19 protein-coding genes are annotated in these 26,089 nt (G+C 70.4%); 6 read left to right on the forward strand and 13 right to left on the reverse strand.

What is annotated here, in order from left to right; genetic code table 11:
* Window positions 1-5: 5 nt before the first annotated feature.
* From pdxS to pgsA, 6 genes are all read right to left on the reverse strand, one after another.
* On the reverse strand, window positions 6-920 hold the full coding sequence (gene pdxS / locus AB0K21_RS39435) for a pyridoxal 5'-phosphate synthase lyase subunit PdxS (protein ID WP_030919964.1): 915 nt from the start codon (window positions 918-920) through the stop codon (window positions 6-8).
* 148 nt (window positions 921-1,068) lie between these two features.
* On the reverse strand, window positions 1,069-2,079 hold the full coding sequence (locus AB0K21_RS39440; RefSeq protein WP_343965121.1) for a DUF3048 domain-containing protein: 1,011 nt from the start codon (window positions 2,077-2,079) through the stop codon (window positions 1,069-1,071).
* Window positions 2,080-2,160: 81 nt separating this feature from the next.
* Window positions 2,161-2,700 (reverse strand): hypothetical protein, encoded by a 540-nt coding sequence (locus AB0K21_RS39445; protein WP_343965123.1) that lies wholly within the window; start codon window positions 2,698-2,700, stop codon window positions 2,161-2,163.
* Complete coding sequence (locus AB0K21_RS39450) at window positions 2,697-3,911, reverse strand: glycosyltransferase family 4 protein (RefSeq protein WP_343965125.1); 1,215 nt, start codon at window positions 3,909-3,911, stop codon at window positions 2,697-2,699. The genes AB0K21_RS39445 and AB0K21_RS39450 overlap by 4 nt, the downstream gene beginning before the upstream one ends.
* The gene (locus AB0K21_RS39455; RefSeq protein ID WP_364157445.1) at window positions 3,908-4,822 is read right to left on the reverse strand and encodes a phosphatidylinositol mannoside acyltransferase; all 915 of its coding nucleotides are present in this window, start codon (window positions 4,820-4,822) and stop codon (window positions 3,908-3,910) included. The genes AB0K21_RS39450 and AB0K21_RS39455 overlap by 4 nt, the downstream gene beginning before the upstream one ends.
* An 18-nt stretch (window positions 4,823-4,840) precedes the next feature.
* Entirely contained in the window at window positions 4,841-5,458 is a 618-nt protein-coding gene (gene pgsA / locus AB0K21_RS39460) for a phosphatidylinositol phosphate synthase (RefSeq protein ID WP_343965129.1), read from the reverse strand.
* A gap of 276 nt (window positions 5,459-5,734) precedes the next feature.
* On the opposite strand from pgsA, the gene AB0K21_RS39465 reads away from it, so the two are divergent.
* From AB0K21_RS39465 to AB0K21_RS39475, 3 genes are all read left to right on the forward strand, one after another.
* Complete coding sequence (locus AB0K21_RS39465; protein WP_343965131.1) at window positions 5,735-7,867, forward strand: elongation factor G-like protein EF-G2; 2,133 nt, start codon at window positions 5,735-5,737, stop codon at window positions 7,865-7,867.
* Window positions 7,868-8,026: 159 nt separating this feature from the next.
* Window positions 8,027-9,613, forward strand: a complete 1,587-nt coding sequence (locus AB0K21_RS39470) for a family 10 glycosylhydrolase (protein WP_343965133.1) — start codon at window positions 8,027-8,029, stop codon at window positions 9,611-9,613.
* Between the two features lie 188 nt (window positions 9,614-9,801).
* On the forward strand, window positions 9,802-11,916 hold the full coding sequence (locus AB0K21_RS39475) for a hypothetical protein (RefSeq protein ID WP_343965135.1): 2,115 nt from the start codon (window positions 9,802-9,804) through the stop codon (window positions 11,914-11,916).
* Here the strand turns inward: AB0K21_RS39475 and AB0K21_RS39480 are convergent.
* Window positions 11,859-12,410: an HIT domain-containing protein gene (locus AB0K21_RS39480; protein WP_343965137.1), complete on the reverse strand. Its 552-nt coding sequence runs from the start codon at window positions 12,408-12,410 to the stop codon at window positions 11,859-11,861. The genes AB0K21_RS39475 and AB0K21_RS39480 overlap by 58 nt on opposite strands.
* Window positions 12,411-12,593: 183 nt before the next feature.
* Here AB0K21_RS39480 and AB0K21_RS39485 point away from each other — a divergent pair, with 183 nt between their 5' ends.
* Window positions 12,594-13,259 carry an Asp23/Gls24 family envelope stress response protein gene (locus tag AB0K21_RS39485; RefSeq protein WP_364157451.1) on the forward strand — a complete coding sequence of 222 codons (666 nt, stop codon included), beginning with the start codon at window positions 12,594-12,596 and terminating at the stop codon, window positions 13,257-13,259.
* Between the two features lie 123 nt (window positions 13,260-13,382).
* On the opposite strand, the gene thrS is transcribed toward AB0K21_RS39485, so the two are convergent.
* Entirely contained in the window at window positions 13,383-15,350 is a 1,968-nt protein-coding gene (thrS, locus tag AB0K21_RS39490) for a threonine--tRNA ligase (RefSeq protein ID WP_343965141.1), read from the reverse strand.
* A gap of 68 nt (window positions 15,351-15,418) precedes the next feature.
* The gene (locus AB0K21_RS39495) at window positions 15,419-16,024 is read right to left on the reverse strand and encodes a glycoside hydrolase family 25 protein (RefSeq protein WP_343965143.1); all 606 of its coding nucleotides are present in this window, start codon (window positions 16,022-16,024) and stop codon (window positions 15,419-15,421) included.
* A 93-nt stretch (window positions 16,025-16,117) separates the two neighbouring features.
* Here AB0K21_RS39495 and dapD point away from each other — a divergent pair, with 93 nt between their 5' ends.
* Together dapD and AB0K21_RS39505 are read left to right on the forward strand one after the other, a co-directional pair.
* Window positions 16,118-17,095: a 2,3,4,5-tetrahydropyridine-2,6-dicarboxylate N-succinyltransferase gene (gene dapD / locus AB0K21_RS39500; protein ID WP_343965145.1), complete on the forward strand. Its 978-nt coding sequence runs from the start codon at window positions 16,118-16,120 to the stop codon at window positions 17,093-17,095.
* Between the two features lie 153 nt (window positions 17,096-17,248).
* Entirely contained in the window at window positions 17,249-17,863 is a 615-nt protein-coding gene (locus AB0K21_RS39505; protein WP_343965147.1) for a hypothetical protein, read from the forward strand.
* 19 nt (window positions 17,864-17,882) lie between these two features.
* Here the strand turns inward: AB0K21_RS39505 and AB0K21_RS39510 are convergent, their stop codons facing one another.
* The 4 genes from AB0K21_RS39510 to AB0K21_RS39525 all read right to left on the reverse strand — a co-directional run bounded on the left by AB0K21_RS39510 (window position 17,883) and on the right by AB0K21_RS39525 (window position 25,255).
* Window positions 17,883-18,779: an LLM class F420-dependent oxidoreductase gene (locus AB0K21_RS39510; RefSeq protein WP_343965149.1), complete on the reverse strand. Its 897-nt coding sequence runs from the start codon at window positions 18,777-18,779 to the stop codon at window positions 17,883-17,885.
* A gap of 71 nt (window positions 18,780-18,850) precedes the next feature.
* Window positions 18,851-19,513: a TrkA family potassium uptake protein gene (locus tag AB0K21_RS39515; protein WP_343965151.1), complete on the reverse strand. Its 663-nt coding sequence runs from the start codon at window positions 19,511-19,513 to the stop codon at window positions 18,851-18,853.
* Between the two features lie 133 nt (window positions 19,514-19,646).
* Window positions 19,647-21,545 carry a DNA helicase RecQ gene (gene recQ / locus AB0K21_RS39520; RefSeq protein WP_343965153.1) on the reverse strand — a complete coding sequence of 633 codons (1,899 nt, stop codon included), beginning with the start codon at window positions 21,543-21,545 and terminating at the stop codon, window positions 19,647-19,649.
* Window positions 21,546-21,655: 110 nt separating this feature from the next.
* Window positions 21,656-25,255, reverse strand: a complete 3,600-nt coding sequence (locus AB0K21_RS39525; protein ID WP_343965156.1) for a discoidin domain-containing protein — start codon at window positions 25,253-25,255, stop codon at window positions 21,656-21,658.
* Window positions 25,256-26,089: the final 834 nt, after the last annotated feature.

The raw sequence follows: 26,089 nt of genomic DNA on the forward strand, positions 1-26,089 counted from the left end.
TTCCGCTACCAGCCGCGCTCGGCCAGCCGGTGCGGGGCCGGGATGTCGTCGACGTTGATGCCGACCATGGCCTCGCCCAGACCACGGGAGACCTTCGCGATGACGTCGGGGTCGTCGTGGAAGGTGGTGGCCTTGACGATCGCGGCGGCGCGCTCGGCGGGGTTGCCGGACTTGAAGATGCCCGAGCCGACGAACACGCCCTCGGCGCCGAGCTGCATCATCATCGCGGCGTCGGCCGGGGTGGCGATGCCACCGGCGGTGAACAGCACGACCGGCAGCTTGCCGGTCTTGGCGACCTCGGCCACCAGCTCGTACGGCGCCTGGAGCTCCTTGGCCGCGACATAGAGCTCGTCGGCGGGCAACGAGGTCAGGCGCTTGATCTCGCCCCTGATCTTGCGCATGTGGGTGGTGGCGTTGGAGACGTCGCCGGTGCCCGCCTCACCCTTGGAGCGGATCATCGCCGCGCCCTCGGTGATGCGGCGCAGCGCCTCGCCCAGGTTGGTCGCGCCACAGACGAAGGGCACGGTGAACTGCCACTTGTCGATGTGGTTGGCGTAGTCGGCCGGGGTGAGCACCTCGGACTCGTCGATGTAGTCGACCCCGAGCGACTGGAGCACCCGGGCCTCGACGAAGTGGCCGATGCGCGCCTTGGCCATGACCGGGATCGAGACGGCGGCGATGATGCCGTCGATCATGTCGGGGTCGCTCATCCTGGAGACGCCGCCCTGGGCGCGGATGTCGGCGGGTACCCGTTCGAGGGCCATGACGGCCACGGCACCGGCGTCCTCGGCGATCTTGGCCTGCTCGGCGTTGACGACGTCCATGATGACGCCGCCCTTGAGCATCTCTGCCATGCCGCGCTTGACCCGGGCGGTTCCGGTGACGGTGGTATCGCTGACTTCGGGCGTGCTGCTGGACACGGTCTCTACCTCACGACGGCTGCGGATCACGGGCCGCCCGCGCCGGACGGCCACTACGCTTCCATCGTAGGCGCTGGGCAGGATGCCCCCTACACGCCGTCTTGTCGTTCTTAGCTGATCTTCTTGAACATCATGTAGCACTCGCGCGTCAGGGAATGACGGGTTTGGCGGAGGCCAGCGCGATCCAGACCTGACCGGGAGCGAAGTTCATCGGCTCCCCCGTCTCCGTGGTGAAGACGGTGCCGTCCTTCTCCGTCTCCCGTGACCAGCGGGCCTTGAACGCCTGCCCGTCGCGGAGCACGATCGCCCTGCCCTTGCCCGTGCTGTGCACCAGCGGCGTGTAGCTCTGGTTCTTGTCGTGAAACTCCGAGCGCTCCGTCTTGGTGTACTGCACGACGATCGTGGGCGCGCCGAGCTGACCGCCCTCGGCCGCCATGTCCTTCTTGCCGTCCTGCCAGATCAGCCACTTGCCCGCCGCCTGCGACCAGGCGAAGGTGAAACGGGCCGCCGGGTACTTCACGCTGTACGCCTTCCGCGGCACGCCGCCCTCGGGGGCGTCGCCGAAGGTGAGTCCGATGTCCTTGGCCCTGCTCGCCTTGGGCGCCTCGGTCAGCAGCTGCCTGGTGTTGGCGAACAGGTTGTAGGGGGCGAAGCGTCCTTCCTGCCGGAAATAGGCGCCCGGCGCCCGGCTGTCGGAGACGTCGAACAGCGACGCCTCGGCGATGAGGGGGAGCATCTTGGTCTGCGCGCCCGAGTAGGCGAAGGCGGGCCTGCCGAACTGCGGGACGATGTGCAGGTCGGAGATGCGGGCGCTGCGAACCGGGCCGATCTTGGCCGGGATCTTGGAGGAGAAGATCGCCATCAGCCGGGTCAGGCCCGCCTCGACCTGCTCGATGTAGACGATGTCCGCGCTTTTGAGGCCGAGCTGCGGTTTGCCCGCCGAGGTGTTCTCGATCTTCGCTGCGAGCACCGGCCTGCGGGCCGCGCCCGGCAGCCCGGTGAAGGGGTGCGTCGGCTCGGGCGTGGGGGTCGGAGCCGCACTCGGCTCACCCGCCACCGGATTGCCCGCCGGCGCGGGCTTGTCGGAGGAACAGGCCGCGACCGGCGCGAGAGCCGCGACTCCCGCCAGCGTGACGGCGATCATCCGAGAAACCCGCACGATTCATCTCCTCAAGTCAGCCACAAACCGCCAAGAGCCTACCGGTGTCCGACTTGTCAGTTACTCCAGTTTGTGTGCGGCTTATTCGGCGGCCAGCGCCTTCGGCGGCGCATCGTCGATCTCGAAGAAGCCCGGATACTCGGTATGCCCGGCCAGCCGCAGCGTGCGGGCCAGCCAGCGGCGTTGCGCCGCGCGGGTCACGCCCACCGCGTTGTTGTAGAACCGGCGGGAGTAGAGGACCTTGGCCACCGCGGCCCCCAGTTCCTCCAGCAGCTCGGAACCCGCCGCGGTGTCGGCCAGCCGGTCGCGGAAGCGCTCCTGGTCGACGACGGCCCGCAGGGCGCGCGACAGGTCGCTCTCGGCGTGCTCACGCTCCTCGGGGCCCGCCGTACGGGCCTCGTGGGCGGCCGCGGCCAGCACCAGGCTCGTCGCCGGGTCCAGCAGCCGGGAGGCGGCCAGCTCCAGGCTGACTGCGGTCCGCCGCACCAGGGCGGCGTCCAGGGACTCGCGGGCCAGCTCCAGCCGGATGTGCAGCCGGTCGAGCCGGCCCGCCCGCCAGGAGATGTAGACGGCGCAGAGCACCACGACGGCGCCCACCACCAGGATCAGCGTGGTCGTCACGGCGTGTCGTTCCCCTCGGCCCAGCCCCTGCTCGTCACCGTGCCCTCGTCACTCCCCACGCCCTCGGTGCCCTCGGCGCCCTCAGCGCCCTCGGCGTCCTCCTCGACCCCGGCCGAGCTCGCCACCGTCTCGTAGACCCGCAGGACGTCACGGGCGACCGTCGACCAGTCGTACTTCCGCACGGCGGCGCGGGCCTCCTGTGACAGCCTGGCCCGGCGCGCGGGGTCGTCGAGCAGTTCGGCGGCCCGGCGGGCGAGCGACTCGGCGTTGCCCGTCTCGAACAGCGCTCCCGCCTGGCCGTCGTCGAGCACCTTGCGGAAGGCCGGGATGTCGCTCGCCAGGATCGCCGCGCCGGCCGACATCGCCTCGGTCAGCACGATGCCGAAGCTCTCGCCCCCCAGGTTGGGCGCGCAGAAGACGTCGACCGTGTGGTATGCGCGCACCTTGTCCTCCTCGCTGACCATGCCGAGCAGGCCGATCCGGTCGTGGAGGGCGGCCGGGACGCGCTCCAGCACCTCGGCGGCGTCACCTGGCCCGGCCAGGAGCAGTCGCAGCGCCGGCCGCTCGGCGGCCAGCAGGACGAACGCCTCCAGCAGCACCGGCAGGCCCTTGCGCGGCTCGTCCATCCTGCCGAGAAAGCCGATCACCTCGCCCTGGTCCCAGCCGGGCAGCGGCTCGCCCTCGGCGTAGCGGTCGACCGTCACCCCGTTGGGAATGAGCACGGCGTCGCCGCCCATGAACTCGACCAGGGTCTTCCTGGCCGCGTCGGACACGGCGATCCGGCCGGTGATCTTCTCCAGCGCGCTCATCAGCACCGAGGCCGTGACCGAGAGGGACCGGGAGTTGCCGTACGAGGCGTGGAAGGTGGCCACGATCGGCCCCCTGGCCACCCAGCAGGCGAGCAGTCCCAGCGAGGGGATGGCCGGTTCGTGCACGTGCAGCACGTCGAAGGCGCCCTCGCGCACCCAGCGGCGCACCCGGTTCGCCGACAGGAACCCGAACGACAGCCTGGCCACCGACCCGTTGAAGGGCACCGGAACCGCGCGGCCCGCCGAGGTCACGTACGGGGGCAGCGGGGCGTTGTCCGCGGCGGGGGCGATCACCGAGACATGGTGGCCCTCCTCGGTGAGCGCCTCCGTGAGATCGCGGATGTGCACCTGGACTCCGCCCGGCACGTCCCACGTGTAGGGGCAGACGATGCCGATCCTCATCCCCTGGGCTCCAGGTCCTCGAGCCAGAGGCGCTGGAGCATGTGCCAGTCCTCGGGGTGCTCGGCGATGCCCTTCTCGAAGACGCCCGCGAGGCTCTGCGTGACGACGGCCACCTTCTCCTTCCTGGTGCCCTCGGCCGGGATCGCGATCTCCTCGTGGAACTGCAGGCCCCAGCCGGTCCCCCTGAAGTAGGGGATCGCCGGGATGAGGGCGGCCCCGGTGTGCACGGCCAGCAGGCCGGGACCGGCGGGCATCCGTGTGGACGAGCCGAAGAACTGCACCTCGACACCGTTCGCGGTCAGGTCCCGCTCGGCGGGCAGGGCGACCGGGAGCCCGGCGCGCAGGCGCTGCGCCAGGGTGCCGAAGGTGTGGCCGTCACCACCGGTGAGCGGCAGCACCTCCATGCCCAGTCCCTCGCGGAAGGCGGTGTAGCGATGGAACAGCGACTCGGGTTTGAGCCGCTCGGCGACCGTGGTGAAGGGATGTCCCGTCCCGGCGAACCAGGCACCCGCCTGGTCCCAGTTGCCCATGTGCGGCAGGGCGAGGACCACGCCGCGCCCCGCGGCGAGGTTCTCGTAGACGGGCTCCACACCGATCACGTGCATCCGGGAGACGAGTTCGGCGACGGAGATCGAAGGCAGCCGGAAGACCTCGTGGAAGTAGCGGAAGTAGGAGCGCATGCCGTCGCGGCTGAGCTCCCGGATCGCCGGGTCGTCCGGCGAGGCGCCCTTGACCCTGGCGAGGTTGGCCTCCAGCCGGAGCACCGACTTTCCCCGGTGCTTCCACAGCCGGTCGGCGGCGGCGCGGAAGGCCCAGGCGGTGAGCCGCTCGGGCAGACGGGGCACGACCGTCCATCCGGCACCGAACGCGGCCGCGACGAGACGGTCCTGGGGGGAGGGCTTGTCTGTCATCGATTTTCCGACTTCCGATCAGCGGAGGGGCCTGGGCGAGGTGGGGACGGCCTGCCGGCGCACGTGCAGCAGGCGCTGGCCGACCGTGACCGCGCTGGCCGCGGCGAGCAGCCAGAGCCCCGCGGCCAGGATGTACGGCACACCGAGGCCGCCGAGGCCCGCCGAGACCAGGCCCACCACCAGGCGCTCCGGCCGCTCGGCGAGCCCGACGTCGCACGTCATGCCCAGCGCCTCCGCCCTGGCCTTGACGTAGGACACCACCGCTCCGGCGACGAGGCAGAACAGCGCGACCCCCGCCAGCGTCCGCTGATCGCTCACGATGAACCAGAACACCAGCCCGGAGAAGATTCCCGCGTCGCCGACCCTGTCGAGCGTGGAGTCGAGGAAGGCGCCCCAGGTGCTTCCCGCGCCCGTCATCCTGGCCATGACCCCGTCGAGGAGGTCGGCCAGCACGAAGAAGGTGATCACCATCGTGCCCACGAACAGCTGACCCCGGGGGTAGAAGAACAGCGCGGCGGCGACGGTGCCGAGCGTGCCCACGGCGGTGATCACGTTGGGACTGATCCCGCGGCGGGTGAGTGCCCTGCCCAGCGGGGTCAAGACTCGGGTGACGGCGGGGCGCAGAAGTTTCAGCATCGCGCTCCGATCGTAGGCCACCCGGCCTGCGAGCGCGCATCGGCGAGCCGTGTGGCAAGGCGTTGCCGATACGGCGGGAGCTCTCCGGAGGAGGCTCGGACACTTAGCGATCAGACTTCCCTCTCGCAAGAGGATCGCTCCACCCCTCTTGTGATATTCGCCACATGGGTATTTGGTGAACACACCGCGTCCATGCGGTGTATGGACGCGGCAGCGGATCCCGGGGGTGTGGCCCCACCAAGGCCGCGCCCCTTCGGCAACGACGCGGGAGGCGATGTGGCGGAGAGAGCGACCGGCGGAACAGCGGGAGCCGCGGGGAGGGCACCCGCGGTCGATCAGCCGGACAAGATAAGAAACGTCGTGCTGGTCGGCCATTCCGGTGCAGGGAAGACAACGCTCGTGGAGGCGCTGCTGGCCGCGACCAAGACCGTCCAGCGGCCCGGCCGGGTCGAGGACGGCACGACGGCCAGCGACTTCGACGAGGTCGAGGTGCGCCAGCAGCGCTCGGTGAACCTCACCGTGGCCCCCGTGATCCACAACGACATCAAAATCAACCTGCTGGACACGCCCGGCTACGCCGACTTCGCCGGCGACCTGCGCGCCGGGTTGCGCGCGGCCGACGCGGCGCTGTTCGTCGTCTCGGCCGTCGAGGGCGTGGACGGCCTGACCAGGATGCTCTGGGAGGAGTGCGCGGCGGTCGGGATGCCCCGCGCGGTCGTGATCACCAAGATCGACCACCAGCGGGCGAACTTCGAGGACGTCCTCGCCGCCTGCCAGGACGCCTTCGGCGACGGCGTCTCGCCGCTGTACCTGCCGGTGGTGACCAACGGCAAGGTGAACGGCCTGATCGGGCTGCTGAGCCAGAAGTTCTACAACTACGCGACCGGCACCAGGACGGAGAACTCCCCAGGCCCGGCCTACGCCGACCAGATCGAGATCTACCGGAGCACCCTGATCGAGGGCGTCATCCAGGAGAGCGAGGACGAGTCCCTGATGGACCGTTACCTCTCCGGCGAGGAGATCGACACCAAGGCCCTCATCGGGGACCTGGAGAAGGCCGTCGCGCGCGGCGGCTTCTACCCGGTGCTGGCCGCGGGGACCGGCGTGGGCGCGCTGGAGGTCCTGGAGCTCATCACCCAGGGCTTCCCCTCGCCACCCGAGCACCCGATGCCGGAGATCACCTCGATCGACGGCCGGCCCGTCGCCGGCATCACCTGTGACCCCGACGGGCCACTGGTCGCGGAGATCGTCAAGACGACCAGTGACCCGTACGTGGGCCGGATCAGCCTGGTGCGGGTCTTCTCCGGCACACTGCGCCCCGACATGACGGTGCACGTCTCGGGGCACGGCCTGGCCGACCGCGGGCACGAGGACCACGATGTGGACGAGCGCATCGGGGCACTCTCCTCGCCGCTGGGCAAGCTCCAGCGGACGACCGCCAAGTGCGTGGCCGGGGACATCGCGGCGGTGGCCAAACTGTCGCGCGCGGAGACCGGCGACACCCTGTCGGACCGGGAGAACCCGCTGGTGATGAAGGCCTGGACGATGCCGGAGCCGCTGCTGCCGGTGGCGATCCAGCCCAGGTCCAAGGCGGATGACGACAAGCTGAGCCAGGCGTTGCAGCGGCTGGTCGCCGAGGACCCGACACTCCGGCTGGAGAACAACCCCGAGACCCGCCAGCTCGTGCTGTGGTGCATGGGCGAGGCCCACACCGACGTGCTGCTGGAGCGGCTGAGCAGGCGGCACGGCGTGGAGGTGGAGAAGATCGAGCTGCGGGTGCCGCTCAGGGAGACCTTCGGCGGCCGCTGCCAGGCCCTGGGCCGCAACGTCAAGCAGACCGGCGGCCACGGCCAGTTCGCCGTCTGCCACCTTGAGGTCGAGCCCCTGCCGTCCGGTGGCGGCTTCGAGTTCGTGGACAAGATCGTCGGCGGTGTGGTGCCGCGCCAGTTCATCCCCTCGGTGGAGAAGGGGGTACGCACCCAGATGCAGCGCGGGGTCCTCGCCGGCTACCCCATGGTGGACGTGCGGGTGACGCTGTACGACGGCAAGGCCCACTCGGTCGACTCCTCCGACATGGCCTTCCAGATCGCCGGGGCGCTCGCGCTGAAGGAGGCCGCGACCAAGGTGCCCACACTGCTGCTCGAACCTGTCGACGAGGTGTCCGTGCTGGTCTCCGACGAGCACGTGGGCGCGGTGATGTCCGACCTGTCCTCGCGCAGGGGCCGCGTGCTCGGCACGGAGCCGGTGGGCGTGGGACGTACCCTGGTCAGGGCCGAGGTGCCCGAGCTGGAGATCACCCGGTACTCGATCGATCTGAGATCCATGTCACACGGCACGGGGACCTTCCAGCGGGACTTCCTACGCTACGAGCCGCTCCCGTCGCATCTGGTGGAGAAGGTCACCGGCTGACCGGGCGATGAGGCGTGTGCCCGGCGGCACGTCGCCACCAGGTGGACACACCCCATCGGACACACGCCTCCCAGCACACACTCACGTAACAAAGTAATCACGAAACGATTTCTTTTTTTCGGTCAGAGCACACCGGTCCAGGTGTCAGACTTGGGAACCATGCGAAACGGACGCCCTCTTCTGGCCGCTGCCGCCCTCGCCGTCCTGACCACGGGTGCCGCGTACACCTTCGGCCCCGACACCGCGCCGGCCCGGCCCAAGGGCACCAAGAGCACGGCGGTCTCGGCCGAAACGGCGGGCGCGACGACCTCCGCCTCGGCGCGGTGCCCGGTGGACGCGAGATACCCCAAGCGGCAGCTGCGCGGAGTGTGGATCGCCACGGTCAAGAACATCGACTGGCCCTCGCGGACCGGTCTGTCCGCCGCCCGGCAGCAGGCGGAGTACGTCAGGATTCTCGACGACGCGGTCAAGCGGCGGTTCAACGCGGTGTTCGTCCAGGTCCGTCCGGCCTCCGACGCGCTGTACAGGTCGAACCTGGAGCCGTGGTCGCAGTATCTGACCGGCACCGCGGGCAAGGACCCCGGCTGGGACCCGCTGCCCTTCCTCGTCGCCGAGGCCCATCGGCGCGGCCTGGAGTTCCACGCGTGGTTCAACCCCTACCGCGCCTCCGCCGACGGCGACCTGTCCAGGCTGCCCGCGAACCACCCCGCCCGGGTCCACCCCGGCTGGATCGTCAAGCACGGCGGCCAGGCCTACTACAACCCCGGCCTGCCCGAGGTCCGCGACCATGTCACCAAGGTCGTCAAGGACGTGGTGAGCCGCTACGACGTCGACGGGGTCCACTTCGACGACTACTTCTACCCCTACCCGTCGGGGAACGCGAGGTTCGCCGACGACGCCGCCTTCGCCAGGTACGGCAAGGGCGCCAAGCTCGCCGACTGGCGCCGCGCCAACGTCAACAAGCTGATCGCGCAGGTCGACAAGGCGGTGCACGAGGTCAGGGGCAGTGTGAAGTTCGGCGTCAGCCCGTTCGGGATCTGGCGCAACAAGTCCGAGGACCCCACCGGCTCGGCCACCGGCGGCATGTCGGCGTACGACTCCATCTACGCCGACGCCCGCCACTGGATCCGCAAGGGCACCGTCGACTACGTCATCCCGCAGCTCTACTGGCCGCGCGGTTTCAAGGCCGCCGACTACGACGTGCTGATGCCCTGGTGGGCGAACGAGGTCAAGGGCACCGACGTGCACCTCTACATCGGCCAGGCCCTGTACCGGGTCGGCGCCACCGACACCCCCGCCTGGACCAGACCCGGCGAGCTGCCCTCCCACCTCACCCAGAACCGCAGGCACAAGCAGGTCACCGGCGACGTCTACTTCAGCGCCAAGCAGCTGTCCACCGACCCCCTGGGCGTGCTGGACCGCGTCGTCAAGAGCCACTACTCGCGTCCGGCGCTGCTGCCGCTGATCAAGGACCTCGGCGGGCAGGCCCCGGCCAAGCCCGCGGACCTGCGGCTCCAGGGCACCTCGCTCAGCTGGAAGAGCTCCCCGGAGGCCCGCTCGTACGCGGTCTACCGGATCGCCTCCGGCAAGCCGGGCGAGTGCGCCACCGCCGACGCCCGCAACCTGGTCGCGGTCGTGCCCGCGGTGGACGGCGACCGTCAGAGCTTCACCACGACGCGCGGCGGCACCTACCTGGTCACCGCCCTGGACCGCCTGCAGAACGAGAGCGACGCCACCGGGACCTGACACTCCCGGGACCTGCCCACGCCCGCTCGGACACGCGTCCGTGCGGGCGTGGGCGTGTCCGGGGGACGGGCGAGGCGAGACGGTGAGCGCCCGGTCGCCCCGCGACCTGCCTCCGGATTCGCTGGACCCGTGACACGATCTTCCCCTACGGTGCGAGCACCTGGCAGAAGCTAAAGGGGAGGTCGTCGGTGAAGCGGACGCTTTTCGCGTTTGCGCTGGTCCTGGGCTTGCTGTGGCCGGGTGTCGCGCAGTCCGCCGCGCGGGTGGACGGGCGGGTGGTACTGATCGGCGTTCCTGGCCTGCAGTGGAGCGACCTCAGCCCCGGCGGCACCCCGAATCTGTGGCGGCTGGCCACCCAGAGCGCGATCGGCTCGCTGTCGGTCCGCGCGGTGGGCCGGGTGACCTGTCCCTATGATGGGTGGCTGACGATCTCGGCCGGGGTGAGGTCCGCGGTCGGCTACGGCTGCGGGCTCCCTCCGCTGCCCGAGTCCGACGGAACGAGTGCCGTCATCCCCGGCTACGGATACCTGCGCGACGTCGCCGGCCAGCGCAACGCGGGCGCCCTCGGCGATGCCGTGCACGCCGCCGGGGAGTGCACGCTGGCGATCGGCCCGGGGGCCGCGCTGGCACTGGCCGACAGATCGGGCAGGGTCGACGTGTACGCTCCCTCCCCCGCGCAGATCCGCTCAGGCGTGCTCACCAGGTGCCGCGTGATCGCCGTCGACGTCGACGATCTGATCAGGCCCTACATCACCGACGGACGACTGCCCAAGGTCGAGGAGCGGCTCACCCCGCAGCAGCGGGCGGCGGCGCTGCGCCTGGCCGACGCCAAGGCCGGGGCGGTGCTGAGCGTGCTGCCCAAGGATGCGCGCGTGCTGCTGGCGGGCCTGTCCGACCACGGCGTCGACCCGCACCTTCGGGTGGCCATGATGCGCGACGGAGACCTCTCCGGCCGATTCCTGGGAGCGGCCTCCACCCACCGCGACGACATCACGATCCTGCCGGACGTCACCGCGACGATGCTCTCCCTGGCCGGCGTCGAGGCACCGCCGGGCATCGTCGGGCTCCCCTGGCAGGCGAGCGAGAGGCGGACCGGCACCACCGAGGCCGCGCGGGCCGACCTGGAGAAGGCCGACGTCGCCGGGCAGACGATCAGGAGCGTGGGCGGCGTCTTCTTCACCTCGGTCGCCGTGCTGCAGGTCGCCTTCTACCTGACCGCGTTCCTGCTGCTGCGCCGCAGGCGCGGGCTGAGGCGCGTGCGCGTGGCCTCGGTGGCGCTGGCCTCGGTGCCCGCCTCGACGTACCTGGTGAACCTCACCCCCTGGCAGGACGTGCGGACGCCGCTGCTCGCGCTGGTCGGCGGGATCGCCGGATGCGCGCTGCTGCTGGCCGCGGTGGCGCTGGCGGGGCCATGGCGGCGCGCACCGCTCGGACCGCTGGCGGTGGTGGCCGGGGTGACCGCGGCGGTACTCGCGGGCGACCTGCTGACCGGGACGACCCTGCAGCTCAACAGCGTGATGGGCTACAGCGCCGTGGTCGGGGCCCGCTACTACGGCCTGGGTAACATCCCGTTCGCGCTCTTCGCCACCTCGGTGCTGCTGCTGGCCGCCACGATCGCGCACCGGCTGACCCGCGGAGGCCACACGGGTGCGGCGGTCACCGCCGTGGCGGTGCTGGGCGGCTTCGCGATGATCCTGGGCGGCTGGCCGGGTGTGGGCAGCGACTTCGGCGGCGTGATCGCGTTCGTACCGGGGATCGCAGTGACCGCGCTGCTGATCGCGGGCAGGCGGGTCTCGATCGTCAAGCTGGGCGCGTTCTGCGTGGCGGGCGGCGTCACCGTGATGGGCATCGCCTACCTCGACTACCTGCGCCCGCCGGCTTTCCAGACGCACCTGGGGCGCTTCGTCGGCCAGGTGTTCACCGGCGAGGCCGTCGAGGTGATCGGCCGCAAGCTCGGCGCGATGCTGGGCACGCTGCTCAGCCCCAACCTGATGCCGGTCGTGATCGCCGCGACGGCGTTCCTCGTCTACGCGCTGCTACGGCCGGAGCAGGCGACCGCGGGGGTGCTGCCCGCCGCGTTCGCGCACTCCCCCGCGCTGCGGGCCGGGTTGATCGGCACCCTGGTCAGCGGGGTGGTCGGCATGCTGGTCAACGACTCGGGTGCCGCGGTGCTCTCCATGGCACTGGCGCTCGCCGTGCCGCTGACACTGTCGGTGGGCATCAGGACCTTGGGCGGAGCCCCGCGCTACGACGACGCGGGCCAGGAGCCGGCGAGCAGTTCCCTGGTGTCACGCAACAGCTGAGGAAGCACCCTGGTCTGGCCGACGACGGGCATGAAGTTGGTGTCGCCGCCCCAGCGGGGCACCACGTGCTGGTGAAGGTGGGCGGCGATCCCGGCGCCCGCCACACCGCCCAGGTTCATGCCCACGTTGAAACCCTGCGCGCCGCTGGCCTTGCGCAGGGCGACCAGCGCCCGTTTGGTGAAATCGGCGAGCTCGGTGGTCTCGGCCTCGTCCAGGTCCGCGTAGTCCGGCACGTGGCGGTAGGGACAGACCATCAGATGGCCGGAGTTGTACGGGTAGAGGTTGAGCAGCGCGAAGACCGCGTCGCCTCGGGCGACGATCAGGCCGTCCTCGTCGCTCATGTGGGGGATCTCGCAGAACGGGCAGCCGTCCTCGGGGCCCGAACCCGTCGGTTTGCTGGCCCCCTTGATGTAGGCCATCCGGTGTGGAGTCCAGAGTCTCTGGAACGCGTCCGGTGTTCCCGCTCCGTACTGCGCCTCCGGCTCGTTGCTCATGGTCGCCAGCATATTGCCAAGCCGATTCCTCCGGTCTGGCGCCTCCCCCGCCGGGGCACCGGGACCGGCCGGGATTCGACGGGTGGACGGGATCTTGATCTATATCTCACCGTATTAACGGACGAATGCCGCAAATTTCCGGCAGAATCCCCCAGCAAGACCACCGACAGCCGAGGAGTAGCCATGACCGACGTCTCCGTCGAGGAGCCGACCGAGGAGACCGTGTCTTCCGCCGAGATCGGCGGCAGGCCCACCCGCCCGTTCTCCCTCAGCCTGTCCCTGTCCGCCGACACGGAGCCGCCGGCGTCCTCCACGAGCGAGCCCGTCCTGGCCGTGGTCGAGACGATCACCCCGGCGGCGGACGAGGTGTCCCCCCTTTCCCCCGCCGAGACGGCGACCGTGTCTCCGCTCTCTCCGCCGGCTCCCCCGGCCCCGGTCACCCCGGTGTCCTCGGCCGTGGTGAAGGGCCGGATCAAGGTGGCGGACGAGGTGGTGGAGAAGGTCGCGGCCCTCGCCACCCTCGAGGTCACGGGCGTCGCCGAGCTGGGAGGCGACGCCGCCCACGCGGTGGAGCCGGTGCGTGAGCGGGCCGGCGTCGGTGCCAGGCGCGGTCCCCGGGGCGTCAGCGCCCACGTGCAGGACCGTACGGCCGCGGTGGACGTGTCGATCGTGGCGGAGTACGGGCACGTGGTGATGGACGTGGCCAACGAGGTGAAGACCAACGTGGCCCGGACCGTCAGCCGGATGCTCGGCATGCGGGTCGTCGAGGTCAACGTCGACGTGGAGGACGTCCGCCTGCCGGGCGAGGTCCGGCCCGAGGCACCCGCCGAACCCGCGAAGCACGACTAGGAACGCCCAGGGGCGACATCCGGGGACACCGAGAAGCCCGGCCGCGGCTTCCCCACGGGCCCCGCCAAAGGGACGGGTCCGGCCCCCGTGGGGAAGCCGGACCCGGAACGCCTCGGAGGAGGCTCAGACCTGGAGGCGGCGCTCGATCGCGTCGACGATCTCGGCGATCGCCTCGTCGACCGGGACCCCGTTCTTCTGCTCGCCGTTGCGGAAGCGGAAGGAGACGGCACCCGCTGCGATGTCGTCGTCGCCCGCCAGGAGCATGAAGGGCACCTTGGCCTTCTGCGCGTTGCGGATCTTCTTTTGCATCCGGTCGTCGGAGGCGTCGATCTCGATCCTGATGCCCCGCTCGCGAGCCTTCTTGGCGACGTCCTGAAGGTAGGACACGTGTGCCTCGGCGATCGGGATGCCGACCACCTGGACCGGCGCGAGCCAGGGGGGGAACGCGCCCGCGTAGTGCTCGACCAGGACGCCGAAGAAGCGCTCGATCGAGCCGAACAGCGCCCGGTGGATCTTGACGGGACGCTGGCGGGTGCCGTCGGCGGCCTGGTATTCGAGCTCGAAGAGCTCGGGCAGGTTGAAGTCCAGCTGGATGGTCGACATCTGCCAGGTGCGGCCGATGGCGTCCCGGGCCTGGACGGAGATCTTCGGACCGTAGAAGGCCGCGCCGCCGGGGTCGAGGACGAGCTCCAGCTTCTCGGACTCGGCGACCTCGCGCAGCGTCTCGGTCGCCTCCTCCCACACCTCGTCGGGGCCGACGAACTTCTCCGGGTCCTTGGTCGACAGCTCCAGGTAGAAGTCGTCGAGCCCGTAGTCGCGGAGCAGGTCGAGCACGAAGCGGAGCAGCGACTTGAGCTCGTCGCGCATCTGCTCGTGGGTGCAGTAGATGTGCGCGTCGTCCTGCGTCATGCCGCGCACCCGGGTCAGGCCGTGGATGACGCCGGACTTCTCGTAGCGGTAGACCGTGCCGAACTCGAACAGCCGCAGCGGCAGCTCCCGGTAGGAACGCCCGCGGGACCTGAAGATCAGGTTGTGCATCGGGCAGTTCATCGGCTTGAGGTAGTACTCCGCACCCTCCAGCTCCATGGCCGGGAACATCCCGTCCTTGTACCAGTCGAGGTGGCCGGAGATCTCGTAGAGCTTGCTCTTGGTGATGTGCGGGGTGTTGACGAAGGAGTAGCCCGCCTCCTCGTGCCGCTTGCGCGAGTAGTCCTCCATGACGCGGCGGATCACGCCGCCCTTGGGGTGGAAGACCGGCAGGCCGGAGCCCAGCTCGTCGGGGAAGGAGAACAGGTCGAGCTCGGCGCCCAGCTTGCGGTGATCCCGCTTCTCGGCCTCCTCCAGCAGGTGGAGGTACTCATCCTGCTTCTCGCGCGACTCCCAGGCGGTGCCGTAGATCCGCTGGAGCTGCGGGTTCTTCTCGCTGCCCCGCCAGTAGGCGCCGCCGGTGCGCATCAGCTTGAACGCCGGGATGGACCGGGTGGTCGGCACATGAGGGCCGCGGCACAGGTCCTTCCAGCACAGCTCGCCGGTCTTGGGGTCGAGGTTGTCGTAGATGGTGAGCTCGGCACCGCCCACCTCGACGCTCTCCTCGTCGGCGGCCCCGCCCTTGAGGCCGATCAGCTCCAGCTTGTACGGCTCGGCGGCGAGCTCCTCGGCCGCCTCGTCGTCGGAGACGGGCCTGCGGGAGAAGAGCTGACCCTGCTTGACGATCTCGCGCATGCGCTTCTCGATGCGCTTGAGGTCGTCGGGGGTGAAGGGGTTCTTGACGTCGAAGTCGTAGTAGAAACCGTTCTCGACCGGCGGGCCGATGCCCAGCCTGGCCTCGGGGAAGATCTCCTGAACGGCCTGGGCCATGACGTGCGCGGTGGAGTGGCGGACGATGGCGCGCCCGTCGGGGCTGGCCGCCTCGACCGGTTCGATCACGTCGCCCTCGGCCACCGGGGCCGCGAGGTCCTTCAGCTCGCCGCCCACCCGGGCGGCGACCACGGAGCGGCCGTCCGCCTCCAGCGCCTCCCCGTACGTCGTGCCCCCCGCCACCACACGCGCGGCTCCGGCGAGGGTGATACGAAGTTCTGGCACGGCCGACACGGTTGCTCCCTGGGAGACGTCGATGGATGGTCTGGAATCGATGCTACCGGTGTCGGCGACGCGTTTTCTCAGGCGTCGCGGCTCCGGCGGTAGCCCAGCGAGGTCAGCTCAGCCCGGGTCCCGCGAAAGACGTTGCGATCCAACGGCTTGTGCGAGTGCTGGTGAATGGTCCATCTCCGCCACGGGCTGGGCACCTGTGGCCGCCCCCGGGGCGCGTCGGGCGCGGCGATCCACAGCGGGTAGGTCTCCAGCCCGGCGCAGTTGCCGTTCTGTGCGAACGCCTGGAACGTGTAGACCACCGGCTTCACCCCGGCCAGCGCGATGACCGCCTGGCACCAGCTGCGGGCGAACCGCGCCACCCTGGCGGCGGGCAGGTGGTCGTTGGTCTCCAGGTCGAGGGCGAGCAGATCGCCCCTGCGCAGCCCCCCGGCCCGCTGCACGATCTTCAGGAAGTGCACCGCCTGCACCTCGGGGTCGCCCGCGGGGCGGGCGAAGTGGTAGGCGCCGCAGACGATCCAGCTCTCGCGCATGCCGTTCCAGTTGGTGCCGAACCACTTGTCGGTGAAGGTGCTCCCCTCGCTCGCCTTGGCGAAGGCGAAGGAGACCCCGCCCTTCGCCTGCGCGCCCCAGTCGACGGCGCCCTGCCAGTTCGACACGTCGATCCCCTGCAGCATGGCGGTCACGCTAACCGGTGGGCGCCGCGGGCACACGCCCGACGCTCCCTCGGCATACTGCCGTTGCGGCCGCTTTGGCTAGGCTTGGTCGGTGTGAACGCAGCAGCTCAGATCTCCGGCGCGTACGCGACCGGCATCGCGACCATAACTTCCGGCGGGACCGTGCTCGACACCTGGTTCCCGTCCCCGCAGCTGGGTGAGTCCTCCGCTCCGGGCACCAGGCGGCTGAGCGCGCAGGAGGCCGCCCAGGAGCTCGGCTCCGGGGTCGCCGCGCTGCTCGGCGTGGACGAGGACCGCGGCGTGGAGGTGGTCGCGGTGCGGACCCAGATCGCCAAGCTGTCGGAGGCCCCGGCCGACACCTACGACGTCTACCTGCGCCTGCACCTGCTGTCGGCACGCCTCGTCCAGCCGCACGGCCTGAATCTGGACGGGCTGTTCGGCCTGCTCGGTAACGTCGTGTGGACCAACCACGGCCCGTGCGCGGTGGAGGGCTTCGAGCAGGTGCGCCTGCGTCTGCGCGCCCGGGGCCAGGTGACCGTCTACGGCGTGGACAAGTTCCCGCGCATGGTCGACTACGTGGTCCCCAGCGGCGTCCGGATCGCCGAGGCCGACCGGGTCCGTCTCGGTGCGCACCTGGCGAGCGGCACGACCGTGATGCACGAGGGTTTCGTCAACTTCAACGCCGGGACACTCGGCGGCTCCATGGTCGAGGGCCGTATCTCGGCGGGCGTCGTCGTGGGCGACGGCTCCGACGTCGGCGGCGGCGCCTCGATCATGGGCACCCTGTCCGGCGGCGGCAAGCAGGTCATCTCCATCGGGCAGCGCTGCCTGCTGGGCGCCAACAGCGGTATCGGCATCTCCCTCGGCGACGACTGCGTCGTGGAGGCGGGCCTCTACGTCACCGCCGGGACCAAGGTGACCCTGCCCGAGGGGCAGGTGGTCAAGGCGGCCGAGCTCTCCGGCGCCTCCGGCCTGCTGTTCCGCCGCAACTCCACCTCGGGGGCCGTCGAGGTGGTGCCCCGCCAGGGGACGGGCGTGGAGCTCAACAGCATCCTGCACGCCAACGACTGATCACCGGCACGCCGCGCTCGCGGAGGCGTGCCGGAGGCCGTGGGGCCCGCGAGTGCTCGTCCCCGGGTCTCCCAGCTGGCAGGGTGGCTCCCACGGACCTCATCCCGACGCGGGCGCCTCCTGGACCGAGGTCCTGGCGCTGGAAGGATTCAGATGACCGGTCAGGAGATGGCGGGCGACGGGAGCGGCGCGACGGCGGCGGCCCGGTGGGTGACGGGGCTGTTCGCACCGCAGGTGCTGGTCATCGGGCTGCCCCCGGTCGTCGGGCTGATGGCCGACGGGTGGCGGGGCGGAGCATGGGGCCTGGTGGCCTCAGCCCTGTGCGGCGGCATTCCCGCCCTGGTGATCCTGGCCGGGGTCCGTTCCGGACGCCTGGACTCCCACCATCTGGTGGACCGGGCGAGCCGGACCAGGCCGCTGCTGGTGGCGGTCGCGGCGGTGGTCGTCGCGCTGGTGCTGCTGATCTCCCTCGGCGCGCCGCGTCTGCTGGTGGCCACGGTGACCGCGATGCTGGCCGCACTCGCGGTGACGGTCCCGATCACTCTCAAGTGGAAGATCTCCTTCCACGCGGCCGTGTCCGCGGGCACCGTGGTGGTGCTGGCCCACGTGCTGCCCGCGGCGCCCACCCTCGTCGTGGGCGCGCTGGTGGTGGCCACGGTGTGCTGGGCGCGGGTCCGGCTCACCCACCACACCCCCGCCCAGGTCGCCGCCGGGGCCGTGACCGGTGCCGGCACGGCCTGGGCGGCCCTGACCGCCTTCGGCGTCTGACCCGGGCGGGCGCGGGGCGTCAGAGAAGGCTCTTGAGGAACTCCCTCGTCCGGGTGCCGGGAGAGTACTCGGCGGCGACGAAGTCGGTGACCCCGGCCTTGGCGAGCGCCTCGATCCGCGCCGCCACCTCGTCCTCGTCTCCGACGATCGCCACGTCGGCCGGGCCCTCGGCCCCCTCCCGATCCAGCATCGCCCGGTAGGACGGCAGCTGGCCGTAGATCTCGAACTGTTCCGCGGCCAGCGCCCTGGCCGCCTCGGCGTCGTCGGTGACGCAGATGGGCAGCGCGCACACGATCCTCGGTTCGGGGCGCCCCGCGGCCCGCGCGGCCTCGGTGACGGCGGGCGCCACGTGCTCGGCCACGGTCCTGGGACCGGTCATCCACAGCACGGTGCCGTCGGCCATCTCCCCGGCCAGCCTGAGCATTCTGGGGGCCAGCGCGGCGATGAGCACGGGCATGTCCCTCGGTCCCGGCGTGCTCAGCCCGAGCTGTCCGGTGAGGGTCTCCCCTTGGAAGGACGCGTTCTCCCCGCGTACCAGCGGCATCAGGATCGACAGGTACTCGCGCATGTGCCGGGCGGGCCGCTCGAAGCCGATGCCGTACATGCTCTCGATCACCAGCTGGTGCGAGAGCCCGATGCCGAGCGTGAGCCGCCCGTCGAGGGCGGCGTTGACCGTGAGCGCCTGCTGGGCGAGGGCCGCCGGGTGGCGCGGGTAGGTCGGGACGACGGCGGTGCCGAGTTCGATCCCGGGCACCCGGTTCCCGGCCACGGCGAGCGCGGTCAGCGCGTCGAGGCCGAAGATGTGGGACATCCAGGCGGAGGAGAAGCCGTCGTCGGCCGCACGGGCGATGCGCTCCCGTAGCTTGCCGAGCACGTCCGGCTCTTTGGGTTCGTTGAGCAACAGTCCGAATCGCATCGCTACCGAACTCCGTTCTAGTGATTCCGTCCAGTGTAGATCGACGACGATCCCCCGCGTGGCGGAAGCGGTCACGGGAGTTCGGTGAACCGCTCCACCTGCTCGATCTTGCCCGCGATGACGATCACGTCGCCGTAGCTCAGCACCGTCCCGGAGTCGGCGTAGGTGAACTCGTCGTACTGGCCCTTGACGCAGACCACCGTCACGCCGTACTTGCGCCGCAGGTTGGACTCGCCCAGGGGCACGCCGACGTACTCGCGGGGCGGCCGGGTCTTGACCACCGCGTAGTCGCCGTCCACCTCCATGTAGTCGAGCATCCGCCCGTTGAGCAGGTGGGCCAGCCGCTCCCCCATGTCGTGCTCGGGGAGGATCACGTGGTGGGCGCCGACCCGCTCCAGGATGCGGCCGTGCTCGCGGCTGATCGCCTTGGCCCAGACGTCCTCGATCTCCAGCTCGACGAGCAGGGAGGTGGTGAGGATGCTGGACTCCAGGTCGGTGCCGATGGCGACCACCGCCCGGTAGAAGTCGGGCACCCCGATCTGCCGCAGCGCCTCGATGTCCGTGGAGTCGGCGACGACGACATGGGTGAGCTTCCCCGCCAGGCTCTGCACCACCTTGGGGCGGCTGTCGATGGCCAGCACCTCGGTCCCCCTCCGGAAGAGCTCGAGTGCGAGGGAACCGCCGAAGCGGCCGAGCCCGACGACCACCACGGGGTCGTTCCTTCTGTCAGGCAACGATCGTCCTCTTTCGGGAGTCCGCAGCCGCGGGGGGCCGTCAACGCGAGGAGCCCGGAGGTGGACGACAGCCTCCAGGCCCCTACCTGCGTGTCACTGGGGCGCTGAGGCCCGGATTCCGCCCGATTCTACCTCAGGGGAAGGCCAGGAGGCCTTCCTCACTTCCCGCCGGATCGGTACCGGAATCGGCGCCTGCGAGGGTGTCGAGGACCTGCCGGCCGTACTTGGCCAGCTTGTTCTCCCCGACCCCGCTCACCGTGCCCAGCTCGGCCAGGGACGAGGGGGACCTGGTCGCGATCTCACGCAGGGTCGCGTCATGGAAGATCACGTACGCGGGTACGCCCTGTTCCTTCGCGGTGGCTCCACGCCAGGCCCGCAGCAGCTCGAACACCGGCACCGCCTCCTCGGGCAGCTCGACGGGCTCGGCCCGGCGCGAGGAGGAGGTCTTCGCGGCCTTGGCGGGCCGGGCCGCCATCGTAGGCTCGCGCCGTAGCGGAACCTGGCGCCGGCGCCCCAGCACCTCCGCGCTCGCCTCGGTCAGCACCAGCGTGCCGTAGTCCCCCTCGACGGCCAGCAGCCCCTGCGCCAGCAGCTGGCGTACCACGCCACGCCACTCGGCCTCGCCCAGCTCCGTTCCGATGCCGAACACCGTCAGGCCGTCGTGGTCGTGCTGGATGACCTTGGCCGTCTTCTTCCCGAGCAGGATGTCGATGATCTGGCCCGCGCCGAACTTCTGACGGCGCTCGCGCATCAGCCGGAACACCGTCGACAGGACCTTCTGCGCGGCGACCGTGCCGTCCCAGGACTCGGGCGGCGACAGGCAGGTGTCGCAGTTGCCGCAGGCGGCGGTCTGCTGGCCGAAGTAGGCGAGCAGCAGCACGCGGCGGCACTCGACCGCCTCGCACAGGGCGAGCATGGCGTCCAGGTGGGTGGCCAGGCGGCGGCGGTGGGCGTCGTCACCCTCCGAGGTGTCGATCATCTTGCGCTGCTGCACGACGTCCTGGAGGCCGTAGGCGAGCCAGGCGGTGGAGGGCAGGCCGTCGCGCCCCGCCCTGCCGGTCTCCTGGTAGTAACCCTCGATGGACTTGGGCAGGTCGAGGTGGGCGACGAACCGCACGTCGGGTTTGTCGATGCCCATGCCGAACGCGATCGTGGCGACCATGACGAGGCCGTCCTCGCGCAGGAAGCGCGCCTGGTTGGCGGCGCGGGTGCGGGCGTCGAGGCCCGCGTGGTAGGGCAGCGCCTGGACACCGTTCTCCACCAGGAACTCGGCGATCTTCTCGACCGAGTTGCGCGACAGGCAGTAGACGATGCCCGCGTCCCCGGCGTGCTCGGCGCGGAGCAGTTCGAGCAGTTGCCGCTTCGGCTCGTTCTTGGGAGCGATGCGGTACTGGATGTTGGGCCGGTCGAAGCTCGCCACGAAGTGGCGGGCCCGCTCCAGATTGAGCCTGGAGGCGATCTCGGCGTGGGTGGCCTTGGTGGCCGTGGCGGTCAGCGCGACGCGCGGCACGTCGGGCCAGCGCTCGTGCAGCGCGGACAGGGCGAGGTAGTCGGGCCGGAAGTCGTGTCCCCACTGGGCCACGCAGTGCGCCTCGTCGATGGCGAACAGCGAGATCGTCCCGCTGTCGAGCAGGCGCAGCGTCGCGTCGACCCGCAGCCGCTCCGGCGCCAGGTAGAGCAGGTCCAGCTCACCTGCGAGGAAGGCCGACTCGACCTGGCGACGCTCCTCGAACTCCTGGGTGGAGTTGAGGAACCCGGCCCGCACGCCGAGCGCCGTCAGAGCGTCGACCTGGTCCTGCATGAGCGCGATGAGCGGTGAGATCACCACCCCCGTGCCCTTCCGCACGAGCGCGGGGATCTGGTAGCACAGCGACTTGCCGCCCCCCGTCGGCATGAGCACCAGGGCGTCACCACCGGCCACGACGTGGTCGATGATCTCCTGTTGGCCCTCCCGGAACGAGTCGTAGCCGAAGACGCGCTGCAGGACCCGCGACGCGTCGCTCACCTCGGGGTCGTTCTCGGGGAAAGGCATCGGGTCATTGTACGAGGCCCCCCCGACAGCCGGGGGTGAACCGGCCACAAGGACGGACGGCGCCGGTGCCGCCGTGGCACCGGCGCCGCATTCCCGCTCCTGCTACGGGTTCACGGGTTGACGTTGATCGTGAAGGTCGACGTCGTGTTCCTGATGTTCTGGAAGTTGTTGCTCATCCGGAGGTTGTTGAACGTCGCCGAGCCGACCGCCGGTCCCTGACCGGGCTCGGGCATCTCGTTCGCCCAGATCGCCCAGCCGGACTTGGCGTCGAAGGCGTCGCCGCTCTTCTTGGCGCCGGTGATCGTGATGTTGGTGAGGATGGTGTCGGTGACCGGGTTCTCCGGCTGGCTGCCGTTGTACTTGGTCTGGAACATGATGCCGCCGTAGGTCGGGTCCACGATGTCCACGTCGCTGACGCGGATGCCCTGGAAGACCTTGGAGGCGGAGAAGAGCCAGATCGCCGGGAAGACCTGCCCGTTCCAGAAGTGACCGCCGGCGCGGACGATCGAGATGTTCTCGAACCGGGTGGGCGGGCTGGCGCCGAAGCCGTTCATCGGGTAGCCGAAGTCCAGCGAGCTGATCGTGATGCCGGAGTAGACCAGCGTGTCGGCGATGTAGATGTTCCTGAAGACGTTGTCGTACCCGCCGTAGACCGCGACGCCGGCGGCCCGCCAGGTCAGGATGGAGGTCAGGTTCTCGTAGACGTTGCCCTTCATGTCGGCGCCGCCGGCGTCGATGGCCGAGAACAGCGCGAAGCTGTCGTCACCGGTGGCACGGGCCTCGTTGTTGCTGACGAGGTTGTCGGTGCTGCCGTTGGTCATGTTGATGCCGTCGGCGAACATGTTGCGGATGCGGGAGTTCTTGATCGTCACGCGGTCGGTGTTGGCGCCCCAGTAGAGGCAGACCATGTGCTCGTTCCAGATGTTGTCGATCACCACGTCCGCGACGTTGGCGAAGTCGAACACCTTGCCCGGACCGTCGATGCGCGAGGTGTAGTTGCCGAAGTAGGCGAAGTTGGCGAAGGACGAGCCGTTCGCGGTTCCCTCGGCCCGGAACCCGATGTCGGTGTTGTCCTGGTTCGAGGGCGCCCGGAACTGGGTGTACCAGGGGCCGGCGCCGACCACCTTGACCGCCTTGCCGTAGACCTGGAACTTGCTCGCCGTCTGGTAGGTGCCCGGCGGCAGGTAGACGCCGACGAGGGTGCCGGTGTTGTCCATCCGCACCCTGTCGAGCGCGTTCTGCACGTCCTGGTGGGTGAATCCGGCGGGAACCGTGTACCTGGCGGGGTCGGGGTTGGCGATCGGCGACACCTGCTCGGTGTTGATGAAGTCGATCGCGTACGTCGTGGTGTTGGCGGGGTCCTTCTGCAGCCTGATCCTGCTGCCCGCCGGGACGGTGGTCCCGAGCATCATGCCGGCCTCGTCGTAGATGTGACGCGGCGCGCCGGCGCTCGGCGAGTTGCCCGGGCCGGCCTCGGGGCCGTACAGCCAGGCGTACTTGGAGGTCAGGTTGATGGCCTTGAGGAAGGTGCCGTCGACGTAGACGTTGAGCGTCGAGTCGACGCCGCCGCCGCCCGCCGAGTCGGGGATGGAGAAGCGGGTGACGAGGGTGTTGGTGCTGGCCTTGGTGGTGAACTCGACGTAGCTGCCCGTCGTGTTCAGCGCCACCGCCCTGCGGCCGGACGCCTCACCCGCCAGGGTGCCGATGTCACGGCTCGGGCCGACCACGGCCGCCCCGCCGCCAACGACGGCGTCCTCGGCCTCGTACATGTCGTACGGCATGTTGGCGCCGCGGCCGACGAAGAACGGCTGGGTGACCGTGTTGTTGGCCCGCTTGACCGGCAGTTCGTTGGCGTCGTCGGCGAGGACCGTCCTGACGGTGAACTTGCCGTTGGCCGCCGTCCAGGTGCCCAGGTTGACCGGGCCGGTGGTGGCGCCCGCCGCGATCACCCCGGTGTGGGAGCCGGTCAGCGTGCGGACCACGGTTCCCGCCTCGTTGGCGACGGTCAGCGTGATGCCGTGGGCGCCGCCCGCGGAGGCCACGGTGCCCTGGTTCCTGATCGTCACGGAGAAGGTGACGACGTTGCCGTTCGCCGGGTTGCTCGGGGTCCAGCTGGTCGTCGCGACCAGGTCGGCGGTGTCGACGGGCCTGACCACGAGCGGGGAGGCGCTGGAGAAGTCGTTGTTCGACTCGTTCTGCTCGATGACGCTGTTCGCCTCGTCGACCTTGGCGCTGAGCGGGTAGCTGCCGGCGTCGCGGGTGCCGATGCCGGCCGAGACGGTGGCCGAGGCCCCCGCGGCCAGCGCGGCGACCGGGGCGGTGCCGACCTTGGTGCCGCCCAGGTAGAGGTTGACGTTCGTCGCGCCGGCGGCCGCGTTGCCGCTGTTCCTGACCGTGGCCGACAGCGTGACCGCGTCGGTCTCGACCGGGGAGGCGGGGGACGCCGCCAGGCCGGTGATCGTCAGATCCGGGTTCGGCGCCGGGGTGCCGATGACCTGGAACTCGGCGACCTGCCCGGCGGGGGCGCCGGTGTTGGAGGTGATCCTGAGCTGGACGTCGGCGTAGGAGCCGCTGACCGGGATCGTCACCGTGTTGCCGGAGGCGGGATTGAAGGTGTGGTTCGCCGCCGCCGCCAGGCTGGTGAAGGAGGTCGAGTTCTGCTCACGTCCGAGCACCTGGATGTTCTGGGTGCGCGTCGCCCAGATGCTGTCGGGGTTCAGCTTCAGCACGACCGAGTTGAGCGTGGCGTTCGCGCCCAGGCTGACGGTCAGCGTGTTGGGGTAGCTGCCGCCGTTGCCCTCCCAGTAGGTCGCCGTGTTGTTGTCGTTGGCGTTCGTGGCCACGAAGGTGAAGACCGAGGAGGAGGCGGTGATCGCCTTGCCGAGGGCCAGGTTGGAGCCCGGTGGCGTGCTGCCCGTGCGGGTGACGGTGTTGCTGTTGCCGGACTGGTTGCCCGCGGCGTCCTTGGCCTTGACGTGGTAGGACACCGTCGCGGTGGCCGGCTGGGTGTCGGTGTAGGTCAGCACGTTGCCCGCCACGCTGGCGCGCAGGGCGTTGTCGGCGTAGACGTCGTATCCGGTCACGCCCACGTTGTCGGACGAGGCGCCCCAGGTCAGCCTGATCTGGCCGGAGCCCGGCTCGGTGTAGGCCAGGTTCGACGGCGTGGTCGGCGGCGACGTGTCACCGCCGGAGCCGGTGGGGCCGTACACCTCGAACTCGGAGACCTGGCCGGCCGGCCAGCCCGTGTTGGCGGTGATGTTCAGCCGGAGGTAGCGGGCGGCGGTCGCGGCGAAGTTGATCGTCACCGTGTTGCCGGTCGCCGGGTTGAAGGTGTAGCCGGCGGAACCGACGATGGTGGCGGTGGGCGAGGCGCTCGTGCCCGCCAGCACCGACAGGGTCTGCGTCCTGGTGGCCCAGGCCGCCGCCGGGGGCAGCTTCAGGACGATCTGGTCCACGTTGGTGACGGCTCCGAGGTCCACCTGGAGCCACTGCGGGAAGGTGTTGTTGCCGCTCTCCCAGTAGGTGTTGGCATCGCCGTCGGTGGCGTTGGCCGCGCCGTAGGGGGCGGTGGTGCTGCTTGACGAGGCCGCTTTGCCCACCGCGAGGTTGGGGCCGGCCGCCGCGGCGGGTGTGACCGCCCCGGCCAGGACGAGCAGACTGGTCGCGGCCGTCGCCGCCACCAGCCTTAACGCCAGGTACTGCTTTCTCATCGCGTTCCTCTATCTCTCGGCTGGAACGACAGGGTCGGGATGGGAGGCCGGGGCCTCCGCCGTGCGGCGCGAGGCGCGGAGTCCATGACATCCGCTGGGCCGACCGCTGTGACCTGCGGCGGGTCGGTCCGCGAAGCTCGCCTCGTTCGTCGCTGGGGGGTGCTGGTCGCCGTGTGCGCCCGCGCGACGCCGCGAACGACGTCACCCGGGGCTCTTCCGGAGGGGTACGGCGGATGCGTGGCGCGGCGCATCACTAGCGGAAGTTGCGAAGAAGAGAGAAAATTTAACAGGACTTTGCAATATTCTTGCATTGCGTTGGCCAAAGGTTACATACGTGCTACGGCCGCGTCAACGGGCCGAGAAGGACGGCTTACTTCGCCCTGCCGTCCCGGGTGCGCCCCCTTACCCCGGGGCCCACGGGCCCCTCTTCCCCGCGCGAAAAACACCCATGGACCCGCGGGGAAGAGCCGGCACGGCGAGCCCGGAGCGGGAGACGCCTCGGGCGGCCGCGGCCGGAAAGGCGGAGCCGCCCCCGAGGACCGGCCTCCGACGCGCGGGCGCCGGACACGACCCGCCCTGCCGGAAACCCGTCTCACCCGTCGCGGACCTGCGGCCGGTCCTCGACAGCGGAGTCGACGCGAGGCGCGGATTCCCGACCTTGAAAATTTCACCCTCCGGCGAGACGTTCCCGCAGCTCGCCCGCCCGCGGGCCCGCTTGGCGCTTGACCCCCGCCGAGGGCGGAACCACACTCTGCGGGGTGTCGCCCCTCCGCGTGACCACCTGAGCGGTCCGCACCCCCGTCGCACTCGCGTGCCGGTCCACGCGAGGTGATG

The organism is Streptosporangium sp. NPDC049248 (genome assembly GCF_040678965.1).
GTDB classification, from domain to species: domain Bacteria; phylum Actinomycetota; class Actinomycetes; order Streptosporangiales; family Streptosporangiaceae; genus Streptosporangium; species Streptosporangium fukuiense.

What these genes read in the sequence shown, in the direction of transcription:
- AB0K21_RS39450 (WP_343965125.1), bottom strand. Translation starts at nt 3,911, where the DNA reads ATGAGGATCGGCATCGTCTGCCCCTACACGTGGGACGTGCCGGGCGGA.
- AB0K21_RS39455 (WP_364157445.1), bottom strand. Translation starts at nt 4,822, where the DNA reads ATGACAGACAAGCCCTCCCCCCAGGACCGTCTCGTCGCGGCCGCGTTC.
- pgsA (WP_343965129.1), bottom strand. Translation starts at nt 5,458, where the DNA reads ATGCTGAAACTTCTGCGCCCCGCCGTCACCCGAGTCTTGACCCCGCTG.
- AB0K21_RS39470 (WP_343965133.1), top strand. Translation starts at nt 8,027, where the DNA reads ATGCGAAACGGACGCCCTCTTCTGGCCGCTGCCGCCCTCGCCGTCCTG.
- AB0K21_RS39480 (WP_343965137.1), bottom strand. Translation starts at nt 12,410, where the DNA reads ATGAGCAACGAGCCGGAGGCGCAGTACGGAGCGGGAACACCGGACGCG.
- AB0K21_RS39485 (WP_364157451.1), top strand. Translation starts at nt 12,594, where the DNA reads ATGACCGACGTCTCCGTCGAGGAGCCGACCGAGGAGACCGTGTCTTCC.
- AB0K21_RS39495 (WP_343965143.1), bottom strand. Translation starts at nt 16,024, where the DNA reads ATGCTGCAGGGGATCGACGTGTCGAACTGGCAGGGCGCCGTCGACTGG.
- AB0K21_RS39505 (WP_343965147.1), top strand. Translation starts at nt 17,249, where the DNA reads ATGACCGGTCAGGAGATGGCGGGCGACGGGAGCGGCGCGACGGCGGCG.
- AB0K21_RS39510 (WP_343965149.1), bottom strand. Translation starts at nt 18,779, where the DNA reads ATGCGATTCGGACTGTTGCTCAACGAACCCAAAGAGCCGGACGTGCTC.
- recQ (WP_343965153.1), bottom strand. Translation starts at nt 21,545, where the DNA reads ATGCCTTTCCCCGAGAACGACCCCGAGGTGAGCGACGCGTCGCGGGTC.
- AB0K21_RS39525 (WP_343965156.1), bottom strand. Translation starts at nt 25,255, where the DNA reads ATGAGAAAGCAGTACCTGGCGTTAAGGCTGGTGGCGGCGACGGCCGCG.